General features: G+C 75.8%; 14 protein-coding genes and 1 tRNA gene. 7 read left to right on the top strand and 8 right to left on the bottom strand.

The window, feature by feature from the left end:
* Nucleotides 1-13 precede the first annotated feature (13 nt).
* The 3 genes from ACFVXK_RS09680 to ACFVXK_RS09670 are packed head-to-tail and all read right to left on the bottom strand — an operon-like array spanning nucleotide 14 to nucleotide 4070.
* Nucleotides 14-1345: an AAA domain-containing protein gene (locus tag ACFVXK_RS09680; RefSeq protein ID WP_389610961.1), complete on the bottom strand. Its 1332-nt coding sequence runs from the start codon at nucleotides 1343-1345 to the stop codon at nucleotides 14-16.
* Nucleotides 1342-2913, bottom strand: coding sequence for a hypothetical protein (locus ACFVXK_RS09675; RefSeq protein ID WP_389610960.1), 1572 nt, complete (start codon nucleotides 2911-2913; stop codon nucleotides 1342-1344). The genes ACFVXK_RS09680 and ACFVXK_RS09675 overlap by 4 nt, the downstream gene beginning before the upstream one ends.
* The gene (locus ACFVXK_RS09670; RefSeq protein ID WP_389610959.1) at nucleotides 2901-4070 is read right to left on the bottom strand and encodes a hypothetical protein; all 1170 of its coding nucleotides are present in this window, start codon (nucleotides 4068-4070) and stop codon (nucleotides 2901-2903) included. The genes ACFVXK_RS09675 and ACFVXK_RS09670 overlap by 13 nt, the downstream gene beginning before the upstream one ends.
* Before the next feature lie 171 nt (nucleotides 4071-4241).
* On the opposite strand from ACFVXK_RS09670, the gene ACFVXK_RS09665 reads away from it, so the two are divergent.
* Entirely contained in the window at nucleotides 4242-4838 is a 597-nt protein-coding gene (locus tag ACFVXK_RS09665; RefSeq protein ID WP_389610958.1) for a histidine phosphatase family protein, read from the top strand.
* A 27-nt stretch (nucleotides 4839-4865) separates the two neighbouring features.
* On the opposite strand, the gene ACFVXK_RS09660 is transcribed toward ACFVXK_RS09665, so the two are convergent.
* Complete coding sequence (locus ACFVXK_RS09660) at nucleotides 4866-6188, bottom strand: tetratricopeptide repeat protein (protein WP_389610957.1); 1323 nt, start codon at nucleotides 6186-6188, stop codon at nucleotides 4866-4868.
* Between the two features lie 235 nt (nucleotides 6189-6423).
* On the opposite strand from ACFVXK_RS09660, the gene ACFVXK_RS09655 reads away from it, so the two are divergent.
* Together ACFVXK_RS09655 and ACFVXK_RS09650 are read left to right on the top strand one after the other, a co-directional pair.
* Nucleotides 6424-6879 carry a hypothetical protein gene (locus tag ACFVXK_RS09655; protein ID WP_389610956.1) on the top strand — a complete coding sequence of 152 codons (456 nt, stop codon included), beginning with the start codon at nucleotides 6424-6426 and terminating at the stop codon, nucleotides 6877-6879.
* Between the two features lie 25 nt (nucleotides 6880-6904).
* Nucleotides 6905-7798 (top strand): spermidine synthase, encoded by an 894-nt coding sequence (locus ACFVXK_RS09650; protein WP_389610955.1) that lies wholly within the window; start codon nucleotides 6905-6907, stop codon nucleotides 7796-7798.
* Between the two features lie 4 nt (nucleotides 7799-7802).
* Here the strand turns inward: ACFVXK_RS09650 and ACFVXK_RS09645 are convergent, their stop codons facing one another.
* On the bottom strand, nucleotides 7803-8363 hold the full coding sequence (locus ACFVXK_RS09645) for a hypothetical protein (RefSeq protein ID WP_389610954.1): 561 nt from the start codon (nucleotides 8361-8363) through the stop codon (nucleotides 7803-7805).
* 78 nt (nucleotides 8364-8441) lie between these two features.
* Between ACFVXK_RS09645 and ACFVXK_RS09640 the strand changes: the two genes are divergently transcribed.
* The 4 genes from ACFVXK_RS09640 to ACFVXK_RS09625 all read left to right on the top strand — a co-directional run bounded on the left by ACFVXK_RS09640 (nucleotide 8442) and on the right by ACFVXK_RS09625 (nucleotide 11792).
* Complete coding sequence (locus tag ACFVXK_RS09640; protein WP_389610953.1) at nucleotides 8442-9128, top strand: response regulator transcription factor; 687 nt, start codon at nucleotides 8442-8444, stop codon at nucleotides 9126-9128.
* Entirely contained in the window at nucleotides 9125-10534 is a 1410-nt protein-coding gene (locus tag ACFVXK_RS09635) for a sensor histidine kinase (RefSeq protein ID WP_389610952.1), read from the top strand. Before ACFVXK_RS09640 ends, ACFVXK_RS09635 begins: the two co-directional genes overlap by 4 nt.
* A gap of 194 nt (nucleotides 10535-10728) precedes the next feature.
* A complete protein-coding gene (locus ACFVXK_RS09630; RefSeq protein ID WP_389610951.1) occupies nucleotides 10729-11403 on the top strand; it encodes an NADPH-dependent F420 reductase in 675 nt (224 codons plus the stop codon).
* An 89-nt stretch (nucleotides 11404-11492) separates the two neighbouring features.
* The gene (locus ACFVXK_RS09625) at nucleotides 11493-11792 is read left to right on the top strand and encodes a DUF3303 family protein (protein WP_389610950.1); all 300 of its coding nucleotides are present in this window, start codon (nucleotides 11493-11495) and stop codon (nucleotides 11790-11792) included.
* Here the strand turns inward: ACFVXK_RS09625 and ACFVXK_RS09620 are convergent.
* The 3 genes from ACFVXK_RS09620 to orn form a co-directional block, all read right to left on the bottom strand.
* A complete protein-coding gene (locus ACFVXK_RS09620; RefSeq protein WP_389610949.1) occupies nucleotides 11789-13021 on the bottom strand; it encodes an MFS transporter in 1233 nt (410 codons plus the stop codon). The two genes, ACFVXK_RS09625 and ACFVXK_RS09620, sit on opposite strands and share 4 nt — an antisense overlap.
* 161 nt (nucleotides 13022-13182) lie before the next feature.
* Nucleotides 13183-13255, bottom strand: a tRNA-His gene (locus ACFVXK_RS09615).
* Nucleotides 13256-13360: 105 nt separating this feature from the next.
* Nucleotides 13361-13963 carry an oligoribonuclease gene (gene orn, locus ACFVXK_RS09610; RefSeq protein WP_358896135.1) on the bottom strand — a complete coding sequence of 201 codons (603 nt, stop codon included), beginning with the start codon at nucleotides 13961-13963 and terminating at the stop codon, nucleotides 13361-13363.
* Between the last annotated feature and the right edge of the window lie 57 nt (nucleotides 13964-14020).

The raw sequence follows: 14020 nt of genomic DNA, 5'->3' as shown, positions 1-14020 counted from the left end.
CGCGTGGCCGGGGTCAGGGCCGCCAGGGCACGCGGTGTTCGGTGAGGTGGGCGAGGACCGAATGGTTGGCTTCCCAGCCGTCCGGGAACTTGATGGTCGCGCCCAGCTGGACCGGTTCCGTGGACGGGTGGTCGTCCAGGAGTTCCGCTATGCCCGCCCGGGCGACCACCACGCAGGCGTGCCGGTGGCGGGAGGCCAGGACGCACAGGCGGCCCGTCTCCAGGTGGAAGGCGGTCGCGTCGGGGCGGCCCGACAGGGGGTGGAGGACCACCGTGAGGTCGTACTCGCGGCCCTGGAGCCGGTTCGCGGTGTCCACCGTGACGCCCGTGACGCCCAGGGCGGCCAGGGCCGAGCGGACGGCCGCCGCCTGGTCGCGGTGCGCGGTGCCCACCGCGATCCGGGACGGGGTCAGGGGCGCGGGGGCCGGGGACTGCTCGTCCGAGGTGACCGCCCCGCGGTCCAGCGCGCGGCGGACCACCAGCGCCACCGCCCCCACCGCCTCCGGGTCCGTGCGCGGGGTGTGCCGGGCCGGGAGCTCCAGCAGGCCCCAGCCCGCCTCGGCCGCCTCGTCCAGCACCCGGTCCGGGCCGGAGCCGTCCGACGGGACCCCGTACGCGAGCCGCCGCTCGCCGGGACCGGTCCCGCTGCGGAACTGCGAGTACGGGTAGAAGGCGCGCGAGACCAGCGGCGCGGCCGTCGCCGGGAGCCGCCACGACACCGGGAGCCGGTGCTGCGGCAGCTGGGGGTTGTGGGCGAGGAGGGTGCTCACCGCCGAGGCGGAGGGGTCGTAGGACAGCCCGGCCCACTGCTCCGCGCCGACCACGCTGAACGGGTCCAGCTGCCCGGGGTCACCGACGAACAGCGCCCGCTCGAACAGCCCGGCCACGGCCAGCAGCGCGTCGGAGCGCATCTGGTACGCCTCGTCGACGATCGCGTGCTCCCAGGGCTCCGCCCGCACGTACGCCCATTTCGCGGCCGTGGAGATGGTGACGGGGAGTTCGGCCAGGTCGGCCGGCTTGGCGGAGAGGGTGACCGAGGGCAGCTCCCGCAGGGCCGGGTCGTAGGCGTCGGCGTCGCTGCTGTGCAGCCGGCCGACCTTCAGCTCCGGGTCCTTGGCGGCGAGCCGCAGCACCAGGTCGTCCACCTGCGCGTTGGTCTGCGCGACCACCATCAGCCGGCGCCCGGCGGCGGCCAGTTCCCGGGCCGCGCGCACCACCAGCGTCGACTTGCCGGCCCCGGGCGGGGAGTCGACGACCACGCCCCGCTCGGTGCCGTGCAGCGTGTCGTGGAGGATGGCGGCGGTCGCCCGGTCGGCGGCCGCGCCCGGGTCGAAGGCGGTGGTCACAGCAGGTCCTCGTCGGTCACGGCGTCCAGGGCGGGGGCGGTCGCGGATCCCGGCGGGCCGCCGTGCGTCCACGGGGTGTTCTCCGGGTCGGGCAGCTTCGGGCCGCCGCGCGCGTCGTGCTCGAACAGGGTCCAGCACAGCCGGTCGCCCTTCTCCGGCACCGAGCCCGCCACCGGTTCCCGGCCCGCGCCCATCTTGTCGAGGACCCGCAGCAGCAGCCGCCCGTCCTCCTCGCGGCCGGCGAACTCGAAGGCCTGCTGGCGGCCGTCCAGCGAGCGGAACACCTTGCCGCCGCCCTCGTCCGCGAGCTGCGGCCGGTCGTCGGTGGCCACCGTCAGCAGCGGGCGCGGGCGGGGCCGCTTGCCCTCGGTCCACTCCATCGTCACCTCGGTGACCTCACCGGCGAAGGCCTCGCCCGCGAACCGCCGGTCCGCCATGACGAGCGGGTCGTCCAGCGCCTCCTGGGCGTCGAGGCGCACCTGTTCGGTCTCCCGCGTGGCGAGCTTCTGGGCGGCCGTGACCGCGTCGTCGCGGCGCGGCTGCGGCGGTTCGCCCGCGCGCACCCGGTCGCGGTGGCTGGTGAAGGACCACCGGTCGCGGGTCCAGCGCTCCTCGACCCGCTCGCCCGGCGGCAGGGCGCGCAGCAGGTCGATCGCCTCCCACGTCTGCCACCAGGTGTTCTCCATCTGGGCCAGGACCAGCCGGCGGACCGCCCGCTCGGCGAGCCGTGCGGTGTCCCCGTCGCGGGGCTCGCCCGCCGCGCGCGCGGCGTCGAACTTCGCGATCGCCGGGGCCAGCAGCCGGTTGTCGAAGGCGGGGTCGGTGGCCGGGCCGGCCGGCGGGCACAGCAGCTGCCCTTCCTGGTCCCGGCCGAGTTCCATCCGCAGCGCCCACTCGGCGCCGGAGACGCCCTCGGGCGGGGCGATCCAGGCGAGGAGGGAGCCCAGGTGCTGGTCCTCCAGGTTGCTCTGGCCGGTCGCCCAGTGCCGGGAGAGCAGGTCGGTGGCGGCCAGCAGCATCGAGGAGCCGGGCACCCGGGAGCGTTCGGCGAGGTGGGTGAACCAGCGGCCCATCAGCGGGACCCGGGAGGGCGCCGGGTACGGGTTCTCGGGGTCCTCCTCGGCGGTCCGGCGGAACCGCATGGACCGGCCCAGCAGCCGTACGTACTCGATGCCGGCCCGGCTGGGGACGACGATCTGCGGCGCGTCCACGCAGAGTTCGGCCTCGACCTTGGTCCGCTTGCCGGTCTCCGGGTCGGTCTCGGTCCGCTCGGCGGGCTCGACGACGTCCTCGTAGCCCTCGATGTAGGGCATCAGCAGCCGGGCCAGCTCGCCGAGGAACTCCCAGCGCAGGTCCCGGTCGCGGGGCTGCGGTATGACGAGGATCCGCGGCTCGTTGCGGTCGGTGCCGAGCATCGCCCCGAGCGGGGCCCCGGCCTCACCGGCGGTGGTCAGCGGGACGAGGACCAGCGGCTCGGCGCCCAGGTGGCGGTGGCGTACGGTCGCCAGCGGCCGGGCGCGGCCCGCGCGGACCGCCTCCAGCCGGGCGAGGGTGCTCAGCAGGGGCATTCGGGGGTCTCCGGGGCCTGGTACGGGGGTCGGGCGGCGGCCTGCTCCAGGGCCTCGGCGCGCAGCCGGGCCGCCCGGTGCAGCGCGTCCGCGGTGGGGTCGCCGTCGGGGCCCGCGCCGGAGGCGGCCGCGAGGGCCCCCTCGATGCTGCCGAGACCGCCCAGCTCGCCCCGTACGGACCGGCCGAGCGCGGCGGGCTCCCCGGCGGCGCGGGAGCGCTCGCGGCAGTGGAAGGCCAGCTCGCAGGCGGCCAGGCACTCGGGGGCGTACGCGGCGGAGACCGCGGCGACGGCCTCGGTCAGTTCGCCGGCGGGACGGGCGGGGTCGAAGCACAGGCCCTCGGGCAGGCCGGCGGCCAGGTCCTCGATCCGCGTCAGCCGCGCCAGCTGGCGACGGGTGACGGCCCGTTCGCGGCGGACGTCGACCGGTTCGGCGGTGGGCAGGTTGGAGAAGTCCTTGGGGCAGACCAGCAGGACCCGGTGGTCGACCTCGGCGCCGGACAGCTTCGCGGCGGTCTGCTCCAGGGCCAGCACGTACACGGCGGCCTGCCGGGCGGCGGCGCCCACCTTCGCGGCGTCGGCGGCCCCGTCGATCATCGGGAACGACTTGATCTCCACGACGGTCCAGCGGCCGTCGGGGTGCACCACGACGGCGTCGGGCTCCAGGTAGGCGGGGGTGCCCGCCACCTCCAGGGCCAGCATCGGATGGTCGAGCAGGGTCCAGGTCCGCGCGGCCGTCGCCTCGCGCAGGGCCAGCGCGGTTCGGGCGGCCCGGCCCTCCGGTCCGGCGGCGGTGAGGTCGGGCACCCGGGCGTCGGGGCCGGGCGGCTCCGCCGCGGCGCCGAGGCGGGAGTGCACCAGGCGCAGCAGTTCGGCCCCGCCGTCGCCCTTGACCTTGGCCTCGAAGGAGTTCCCGCGGACGATCGCGAACTGGGACTGGCCGAAAGCGGCCGGTGTGCCGAGCGCGGCGGCCAGGGCGGTCTTGTCCACTCCGGCGCCGTCGAGGAGCGCCCGTCTGCCGCAGCCCGGGTTCGCGGCGAGCGCGGCGAGCGCCCGGGCGTCGAGCGGACGGGGCGGCACGGCGGGGCCGCGCAGGTCGGCGAGCCGCTGCCGCAGTGTCGTCGTCTGGGGCGGGCCGCTGGGCGGGTAGGAGCTCACGGGCGGAAGTGTCCCATCCGCCACTGACAATCGTGGACCTACGGCCGAAACGGACCGATTCTCGCCGCCGGGGCCGCCCCGGCCCGGTCCGGGTGCGCGGGCGGGCGATGATGGGGGGACGACGGATTCGCGCATGCCAGGGCGAACCACCACGGACCGGGAGAAACACAGATGGCCCCCCGCATCCTGCTGGCCCGCCACGGCCAGACGGCATGGTCCCTGCTCGGCAAGCACACCGGACGGACGGACGTGCCCCTGCTGGAGGAGGGCAGGCAGGGGGCGAAGCGGCTGGGCGAGCGGCTCGCCGGTGAGCCCTGGGCCTCGCTGCGCGGACTGGAGGTGCGCACCAGTCCGCTGGTCCGGGCGAGCGAGAGCTGCGACCTGGCGGGCTTCGGGGTGCGGGCCGAGCCGTGGGACACCCTCATGGAGTGGGACTACGGCGACTACGAGGGGATGACCCCGGCCGAGATCCAGGCGGTCCGGCCGGGCTGGCTGATCTGGCGCGACGGGGTGCCCGGCGGGGAGTCCGTCGCCGACGTCGCGGCCCGCGCGGACGAGGTGGTCGCCTGGGCCCGCTCCGCCGAGCGGGACGTCCTGGTCTTCGCGCACGGGCACGTCCTGCGCACCCTCGCCGCCCGCTGGCTGGGCTTCGAGGCCTCCTTCGGCGCGCGCATCCGGCTGGACCCGACCTCCCTGTCGGTCCTGGGCTGGGCGTACGGGGCGCCGGCCCTGGAACGCTGGAACGACACCGGACACCTGGACGGGTAGGCGCCCCCTGGCCGCAGCCGGCCGGGTTCAGGCCTGGGCGTGGCGGGTCAGGAAGGCGCCGACGCGCGGGGAGCGCTGGTGCGGGACCAGGGTGCGGGCGGTGCCCGCCAGCATGGAGCGGATCCGGGTCGACCGGACCTCCGCGAGCAGGTCGAGCACCCGCCCGCCCGCCCAGGCGGCCTCGTCGGGCGCCCCGGCGTGGGCCAGGTCGCCGGCGAGCTCCGCGGTGTAGAGGGCCACGTTCCGCGCGAAGTGCGGGTCCTGGAGGTCGGCCGCCCGGCGGGCGTGCCGGGCCGCGCGGGCGTGCTCCCCGAGCGCCGCCCAGCAGCGCGACTCCAGGGACTCCAGCTCGGCCTCGCCGAAGAAGGACATCCACTCCGGGTCTGCGGCGCACGCCCCCCGGGCGAACTCGGTGTGCGCCCGGGTCAGCGCCTCCTCGCAGGCCCGCCGGTCGCCGAGCCCCGACCAGCCGCCCGCCTCCCGCAGCGCCAGCAGCGACAGCAGCCGGGGCGAGCCCAGCGAGCGGGCCGCGCGCCGGCCGGCCTGGGCGGCCCGTACCGATTCGCGGGGGCGGCCGCAGTCCCGGGCGAGGAAGGCCATGTTGCTGAAGGCGTGCGCCTCCAGGCCCGCGTCCCCCGCCACCCGGGCGGTGGCCAGGGCCTCGGCGTAGTGCGAGCGGGCGTCCTCGAAGCGGCCCGAGTCGTGGGCCAGCCAGCCCACCGAGACGGCCAGCTCCCCGGCTCCCGCGTGCAGCCGGTCCTCGGTGGACTGCCGGGTGGCCCCGGCGTCGAGCAGGGCGTAGGCGGTGCGCAGGGGCTGGGCGGCCCGCCGGTAGAGGGCGTCGGCGCCGTGCCGGTCGTCCAGCAGCCGGATCTGGCGTACGGCGTCCTCGACGGCGGCGGCCTCGGCCTCGCCGGCGCGGGCGGGGATGCGGCGGCTGTCGCCGAGCAGGGTGAGGCTGAGGGTCGCGGCCGCGACGGTCGCGGAGCCGCCCGCCATGAACGCGCGGCGCAGCACGTCGCTCTCCTTGGAACGGTGGATGAGGTGGGTGAAGACCGGCGGGGTGGGCAGGGCGCGCTGGGCGGCCCGTCCGCGGACCGCCTCGCGGGGGGAGAAGCCCAGGTCGGCCAGGGTGCGGCCGGGGAACATGTGGAGGAAGACCCGCTCGTAGGCGTAGTTGGGGCAGCGGATCTCGCCCGATTCGACGCGGCCGATGTAGCGGGCGTCGCAGGAAACCGTTTCGCCGATCTCCCGTGCGGCCCGTCGCACCATGGCCGCGAACTCGGCCGGGGAGTGCGCTCCGCGCAGCCGCCGGAAGCTGGAGTTGGGTGAGTGGGGTGACGCCGCCATGGACGCTGCCTCTCTGGACACGCTCGCCCCGGAGTCGGGTGCTCCGGCGCGCATGAACGTACCGCCAGCGAGGGGGCCCCCACGCGGTGTTTGGCTACAAAACGGATATCTCACCCGCGATCCGCCATGAACTGCCATCCTTTGCGGCGTCTTGCCGCCGCACCTGTTGACGCTTCGCCGCGTTGAACCCATGCGGATACGGATCGAGGAGGGGTTCCCCTTGGTGGAGGCCGGCATGGACAGCATTGGTACGAACACCGCGCCCGACGCCGGCGCGACCCCGCTCACCGCCCCGGTCGCGGCCCTGGCGCCGGCCCCGGCCCCCTTCCCGGCGCCGGACCTGGTGACGGTCTCGGTCCGCCAGGGGCTGGAGGCCGTGGACATCATCCGCCGGGGTGCCGGGCAGGCGGTGCCCGCGGTCGGCCCGGTCCTGCACGACTGCTCCGGCGACACCCTCGGCTTCCTGGTCCCGCCCGGCACCGCCGACGCCTGGGACCTGCCGGGCAGTGCCTGTACGCAGACCAACGGGCGCGGGATGCGCTTCGGCGACCTGGCCGCCGCGCCGACCGCGGGCGGCACGGGCTGGCTGCTGCCGCCGGAGGCGGTGGGGCCGGTCACCGATCCGGAGGTGCTGCGCGCGGCGCTCGGCGAGGCGGCCCGGCTGATCGAGGCGGCCGACAACTGCCGGTGAAGCTCTGGCCAGCGATAATGGGGGCGTGGCAGGCAAGGGCGCAGGCAGGGACAAGGGCAGGAACCGCGACGGGGCCCGGCGGGGCACCGCCGAACCGGTCACCGGACAGGTGGGCGGCGGCCTGGCCGAGCTGGCCCCGGACCGCGAGCGCGCCCGGGCCTGGACCCTGCTGATCGACGGGGCGCCGCAGTCCCACGTCGACCTGGACGACCCCGGGCACCTGGACTTCGCCTACCAGCGCCGCATCGGCCACCTGATCGACCTCGCCGCCCCCGCCCGGCAGCCCCTGAACGTGGTGCACCTGGGCGGCGGCGCCTTCACCCTGGCCCGCTACACGGCCGCCGCGCGCCCCCGCTCCGCGCAGCAGGTGGTGGAGATCGACGCGGCCCTGGTGGCCTTCGTACGGGAACACCTGCCGCTGGACCCGCAGGCGCGGGTCCGGGTCCGGGCGGTCGACGCGCGGGCGGGGCTGGCGAAGGTGCCGGACGGCTGGGCGGACCTGGTCATAGCCGACGTGTTCAGCGGGGCCCGCACCCCGGCGCACCTGACGAGCGCCGAGTTCCTGGACGACGTGCGCCGGGCGCTGTCGCCCACCGGGTGGTACGTGGCCAACCTCGCCGACGGGCCGCCGCTGACGCACCTGCGGGGCCAGGTCGCCACCGCCGCCTCCCGCTTCGAGCGGCTCGCGCTGGCCGCGGATCCCGTCGTCTGGCGGGGGAAACGTTTCGGCAATGCGGTGCTCGTGGCCTCCGACCGGGAGCTGCCGGTCGCGGAGTTCACCCGCCGCGTGGCGAGCGACCCGCACCCGGGCCGGGTGGAGCACGGCCGGGCCCTGCAGGACTTCACCGGCGGCGCGACCCCCGTCTCCGACGCCTCGGCGACCGCCTCGCCACAGCCGCCGGCCTCGGTGTTCCGCTAAGGGGCTACGGGTCGACGGTCTCCACCGTCGGCGGGTGGTCGTGCCAGGTGCAGAAGACCGACACCTCGCGGCCGTCACGGGTGAAGGTGACCCGGATCCAGAAGTCCTGTTTCCACACCTGCACCCGCCACCCCGCCTCCGGGGTCGCCGACACCAGGGCGGCGGAGGAGGCGCCGAGGTCGAAGACCACCCGGCCGCCCGAGACCGAGTACCCCTTCACGTTCCCGGACCCGCCCTGACCGCCGGCCTCCTGGAGCGGGCGCTGCTGCCCGGCCGGCGGGGCGGACCTCGACCGCGCGGGCGCCGAGGGGGTGGCCGGCGGCGCCGCGGAACCCGGCGCGGACGGCGGGGCCGAGGCCGACGGCGACCCGGACCCGGCCGACGGCGACGGCACCGGCTCGGGCCCCCGCGTCGAGGAGGACAGCGGCCGGGTCGTCAGCGGAACCGCGAGCGGGGGATCGTAGGCCGTCCCGGACATGACGGTGTGCACACCCCACCACGACAGGGTCACGGCGGCCGCGGTCGCCACCACCCAGGCCATGGCATGTACAAGTCCTCGTCGCATCAGGGCACATAGTGCACCACACGTCACAAGCCCGTACCGGCACCTCCCGGGGTCGCCCGAATGGACTACCGTGCGCCCATGGCAAGTGTGCTCGTGGTCGAGGACGACCAGTTCGTACGTTCCGCCCTGATCCGGCACCTGACCGAGGCCGCCCACACCGTACGGAGCGTCGGCACGGCGCTGGAGGCCCTGCGCGAGGTCGCCCACCACCGGTTCGACGTGGTCATCCTCGACCTCGGCCTGCCCGACCTCGACGGCTCCGAGGCCCTGAAGATGCTGCGCGGCATCACCGACGTGCCGGTCATCATCGCCACCGCCCGCGACGACGAGGCCGAGATCGTCCGGCTCCTCAACGACGGCGCCGACGACTACCTCACCAAGCCGTTCTCCGTCGAGCACCTCTCCGCCCGGATGGCCGCCGTCCTGCGCCGCTCCCAGGCCGCCGCGGCCGAACCGCCGCCGCGGGTGCTGCGCGTCGGCGGGCTCGCCATCGACCCGCTGCGCCGCCAGGCCGAACTCGACGGGACCGTACTGGACCTGACCCGGCGGGAGTTCGACCTGCTGGCCTTCCTCGCCGGGCGGCCCGGGGTGGTGGTGGCCCGGCGGGAGCTGCTCGCCGAGGTCTGGCAGCAGTCGTACGGGGACGACCAGACCATCGACGTCCACCTGTCGTGGCTGCGCCGCAAACTCGGCGAGACCGCCGCCCGGCCGCGGTACATCCACACCCTCAGGGGCGTGGGCGTGAAGCTGGAGCCGCCGCTGTGAGATGGGCGCTGGTCAAGGTCTGTCTGGCCGTCACCACCATGGTGGCCGTGGCCTTCGCGGTGCCGCTGGGGCTGGTGGTGCAGGAGATGGCCAGTGACCGGGCCTTCTCCAACGCCGAGCGGCAGGCCGCCACCATGGGGCCCACCCTGTCCATCACCACCGACCCGGTGCAGCTGCGCAAGGCCGTCGAGTCCACCGAGATGGGCGCCGCCCGGCGGATGGCCGTCCACGTCCCCGCCATCGGCGGCGCCGCCCCCGTGGACATCGGCGACGGCTGGGCGGGCGCGCACGCGGTGGCCGAGACCCGCTCCATGGGCCGGGCGACCACCGCCGAGGCCGCCGGCGGGGGCTCCGCGCTGCTCCAGCCCATCGCCCTCGGCTCCGGGGACATCGCCGTCATCGAGATCTACGTGCCCGAGAGCGAGGTCAGCAACGGGGTCGCCACCGCCTGGCTGATCCTCGCCGGCGTCGGCCTCGCCCTGGTCGTCGGCTCGGTGGCGGTGGCCGACCGGCTCGGCGCCCGCCTGGTCCGCCCGGCCGAACGGCTCGCCGACGCCGCGCACCAGCTGGGGGAGGGGCGGCTCGGGGCCCGGGTGCCCGAGGACGGCCCCAAGGAGCTGCGCTCGGCCGCCGTCGCGTTCAACTCGATGGCCGACCAGGTCGTCGAACTCCTCGCCAACGAGCGGGAACTCGCCGCCGACCTCTCCCACCGGCTGCGCACCCCGCTGACGGTGCTGCGGCTCAACGCGGCCTCCCTCGGCGACGGCCCGGCCGCCGAACACACCCGGGCGGCCGTCGAGCAGCTGGAGCGGGAGGTCGACACCATCATCCGCACCGCCCGCGAACAGCGCCCGCCCGCCGCCGCCGCGGCCACGGCCGGCTGCGACGCCTCCGAGGTGATCCGCGACCGGATGGCCTTCTGGTCCGCGCTCGCGGAGGACGAGGGCCGCGAGGTGCGGCTGGCGGGCGTGGACCGCACCGTACGGGTCCCGGTGGCCCGGCCCGAGCTGGCGGCCGCCCTCGACGCCCTGCTCGGCAACGTCTTCCGGCACACCCCCGAGGGCACCCCCTTCGCGGTCGACGTCCACGACGCGGGGGACGCCGTGATCGTCCTGGTCTCCGACGCGGGCCCCGGCATCGCCGACCCCGACGCGGCCCTGCGGCGCGGCAACGACGGGGCCCGGGACGGCTCCACGGGGCTCGGCCTGGACATCGTGCGCCGGGTCGCGGAATCCACCGGCGGCGACGTACGGCTGGGGCGCTCGGTGCTCGGGGGGACCGAGGTGCGGGTGTGGCTCGCCCTGGACGACCGCGCCCGGCGCCGGGGCCCGGGCGGCCGCAGGGACCGGCGCGACCGCCGCGCACGCGGCAGGCGCCGGGGCGAGCGGACCGACCCGGCGGGGTGACGGGCCGCGCCCGGTGCCGCGCCCGGTGCCGTGCCCGGTGCCGTGCCCGGTGCCGCGCCCGGTGCCGTGCCCGGTGCCGCGCCCGTGGAATACCGTACGGTCCGGGCCAGTTGGCGGGCTGTGTGCAGTACCGCCGCCGTCCGGCCGCATCCCGCGCACGGCTCGTGTCACACCCTTCGGAAAAGGACATCCGCATGCGTTACGCAGTTCTCGGCACCGGAATCGTCGGCCGTACGGTGGCCGCCCGCCTGGCCTCCCTGGGCCACGAGGTGGTGATCGGCACCCGTGACCCGCGGGCCACCCTCGACCGGGAGGAGTACGCCGCGTGGCAGGAGGCCCACCCCTCGGTCGGCCTCGCCGCCTTCCCGGAGGCCGCACGGCACGGCGAGACCCTGGTCAACGCCACCGGCGGACGGGTCAGCGTCGAGGCGCTGACCGAGGCCGACGCCGCCCACCTCGACGGCAAGGTCCTCGTCGACATCGCGAACCCGCTGGACTTCTCCCACGGCTTCCCGCCCCGCCTGGACCCGGTCGGCGACGACAGCCTCGGCGAGCTGATCCAGCGGACCTTCCCGCAGCTGCGGGTGGTCAAGACCCTCAACACCATGAACTGCCAGATCATGGTCGACCCCGCCCGGGTCCCCGGCGAGCACACCGTCTTCCTCTCCGGCGACGACTCCGATGCGAAGAAGGCCGTCCACGGCCTGCTGGCCTCCTTCGGCTGGCCGGACGCGTCGATCATCGACCTCGGCGGCATCGAGACCGCCCGCGGCACGGAGATGCTCCTGCCGGTGTGGCTGCGCCTGATGGGGACCCTGGGGCACGCGGACTTCAACTTCCACATCCAGACGGCCCGCCCCTCCTCCTGACCCGGCCCCGGACCCCGCCCGGACGGGGGCGCAGATGTTGCCGCGCCCCCGGCCCGTGCGGAGGGTGGGGGTGACGGAGGGAGCCGCACATGAGGGTGATGCTCAGGGCCCACCTGGACACGGCCGCCAGCAACGAGGCCATCAAGACGGGGGCGCTGGTCCAGGCCCTGAGGAAGTTCATGGACCGGATGCGGCCGGAGGCCGCCTACTTCGGCCTCCACGAGGGCGTGCGCTCCTGCTGGATCGTCTTCGACCTCCAGGACAGCGCCCAGGCGCCGCTGCTGACCTGGGACCTGTTCAGCCGCTTCCACGCCGAGGTCGAGATCACCCCGGTCATGACCGGGGAGGAGCTGACCGAGATCCTCTCCGAGGTCCGCACCCTCGCCTAGGCGGTCTCCGGCCGGAGCCTGCCGCCCGCCGTGAGGGCCAGGACCGCCGAGGCGGTCACCGCCGCGCAGGACACGGCGAACGCCGCCCGGTGGCCGTACGCGGCGGCCAGGGGGCCGGACGCCGCCGCGGCCAGGGCCTGGCCGACGATCAGGCCGCTGCCCACCACCGTCATCGCCTCGCCCATCCGCAGCGCCGGCCCGGTCCGCTCCACCAGCCCGAACAGGGCGATCAGGTGCGGGGCCACCGCCAGCCCGATCCCGGCGACGGCCGCGGCAGCCCCCCACGGCCCGGTCACCGCGAGCAGCGGCAGGGTCAGCACCGCCTGGAGCCCGATCGTCCACCGCAGCCGCGTCACCAGGTCCGCCGACCCGGGCCGGGCCACCGTCACGAAGCCGGCGGCCGAACTGGTCACCGCCATCGCCGCCCAGACCAGCCCCGCCGCACCGCCCTGGCCCAGGGACTTCGCGAGGGCGTTGACCCCCGTGTTGGCCCCGCTCCACGCGGCCCCCTGGAGCACGGCCATCGCGAACAGCAGGGCCAGCCCCGGCGACCACAGCCGTACGCCGGCCCGCGCCCCCTCCGCAGCCAGCGGCCCGGGCGCGCTGGGGTGCAGGGCGAACAGGGTCCCGAACACCAGGATCAAGGCGGCGGCCAGCACCAGCGCCGAGGCCGGGTGCACGGTCACCGCGAGGATCCCGGCCAGCGCGGGCCCCACCATGAAGGAGGCCTCGTCGAGGGTGGTGTCGAAGGACAGCGCCGACCCCAGCAGCGCCCGGTCGGGGCCGGCCAGCCGCGCCCAGCGGGCCCGCGCCAGCGGCCCCACCTGCGGAACGGTCAGCCCGGCCGCGACCGCGAGCCCGATCCGGGCGGCCAGCGGCAGCCCGGCCAGGACGGCGGACACCAGCAGGGCCAGGACCAGGCCGTTCGCGGCGCAGGCGGCCAGCAGGACCGGGCGGTGCCCGCGCCGGTCGGCGAGCCGGCCGATCACCGGGCCGCCCAGGGCCTGGCCCAGCCAGAGGGCGGCGGCCACGGTCCCGGCGTCGCCGATGCCGTCGCGGTCGTTGATGAGCAGCAGCGTTCCGATGGGGCAGAGCGCGGCGGGGAGCCGGGCGAGGAACGCGTACAGGGGCAGGGCCGTGCCGCCGAGTGCGAACACCCCGCGGAATCCGGCCGCCGCGGGCGCGGCCACGGACGGTCCGGCCGTCTCGGACGTCTTCGGTGCGGACATGGGGCAACCTCCAGCCGCACGCCGACCCTCCCGTGTCTCCGGCGCGCACCGTTGCCCTTTGCCTGGGACGTTAGCCCGGCCGGCCCCGTCCGGGAACCCCTGCCGGACCCGGAAACGCGGAAGGCCCCGGTCCGCTTTCGCGTACCGGGGGCTTCCCACAGGGTGAGTGACGGGACTCGAACCCGCGGCCACCTGGACCACAACCAGGTGCTCTACCAACTGAGCTACACCCACCATGTCCGGTCGTGGAACGACCGGCCGAAGAAAAGGGTACAGGGTCCGGGAGGGTGCTCGCTCCCCCCTTTCCCCGTACCCCTTCCGGAGGCGCCGCGGGCGGTCCTACTCGCCGGCGACCACGTGCTTGGCGGCGATGGCCTTGGCGGTGTCCGAGTCCGGTCCCGGCTGCGGGACGAAGACCGCCTCGCGGTAGTACCGCAGCTCGGCGATGGACTCCTTGATGTCCGCGAGCGCCCGGTGGTTGCCGTTCTTCGGCGGGCTGTTGAAGTACGCCCGCGGGTACCAGCGGCGCGCCAGCTCCTTGACCGACGACACGTCGACGATCCGGTAGTGCAGGTGGCCCTCCAGCGCCGGCATGTCGCGCGACAGGAAGCCGCGGTCGGTGCCGACGGAGTTCCCGCACAGCGGCGCCTTGCGCGGCTCCTTGACGTGCTCGCGCACGTACGCCAGGACCTGCGCCTCGGCGTCGGCCAGGGTCGTGCCGCCGGCCAGCTCGTCGAGCAGGCCGGAGGCGGTGTGCATCTCGCGCACCACGTCCGGCATGTTCTCCAGGGCCGCGTCCGGCGGGCGGATCACGATGTCCACGCCTTCGCCGAGCACGTTGAGCTCCGAGTCGGTGACCAGCGCGGCCACCTCGATAAGTGCGTCGTCCGTCAACGAGAGCCCGGTCATCTCGCAGTCGATCCACACCATGCGATCGTTCATGCGCCCCACCTTATGCCGAAGGCCCCCCGCGGTGGTGTCCGGCCGATGCGGGGGGCC

Source organism: Streptomyces sp. NPDC058157 (assembly GCF_042884105.1).
Taxonomy (GTDB): Bacteria; Actinomycetota; Actinomycetes; order Streptomycetales; family Streptomycetaceae; genus Streptomyces.
The sequence above is the reverse complement of the archived record's forward strand: the minus strand, read 5'-3'. Positions and strand labels throughout refer to the sequence as shown.

Coding starts and splice junctions, on each gene's coding strand:
- ACFVXK_RS09675 (WP_389610960.1), bottom strand. CDS start 2,913: ATGCCCCTGCTGAGCACCCTCGCCCGGCTGGAGGCGGTCCGCGCGGGC.
- ACFVXK_RS09665 (WP_389610958.1), top strand. CDS start 4,242: ATGGCCCCCCGCATCCTGCTGGCCCGCCACGGCCAGACGGCATGGTCC.
- ACFVXK_RS09660 (WP_389610957.1), bottom strand. CDS start 6,188: ATGGCGGCGTCACCCCACTCACCCAACTCCAGCTTCCGGCGGCTGCGC.
- ACFVXK_RS09655 (WP_389610956.1), top strand. CDS start 6,424: ATGGACAGCATTGGTACGAACACCGCGCCCGACGCCGGCGCGACCCCG.
- ACFVXK_RS09645 (WP_389610954.1), bottom strand. CDS start 8,363: ATGCGACGAGGACTTGTACATGCCATGGCCTGGGTGGTGGCGACCGCG.
- ACFVXK_RS09640 (WP_389610953.1), top strand. CDS start 8,442: ATGGCAAGTGTGCTCGTGGTCGAGGACGACCAGTTCGTACGTTCCGCC.
- ACFVXK_RS09630 (WP_389610951.1), top strand. CDS start 10,729: ATGCGTTACGCAGTTCTCGGCACCGGAATCGTCGGCCGTACGGTGGCC.
- ACFVXK_RS09625 (WP_389610950.1), top strand. CDS start 11,493: ATGAGGGTGATGCTCAGGGCCCACCTGGACACGGCCGCCAGCAACGAG.
- ACFVXK_RS09620 (WP_389610949.1), bottom strand. CDS start 13,021: ATGTCCGCACCGAAGACGTCCGAGACGGCCGGACCGTCCGTGGCCGCG.
- orn (WP_358896135.1), bottom strand. CDS start 13,963: ATGAACGATCGCATGGTGTGGATCGACTGCGAGATGACCGGGCTCTCG.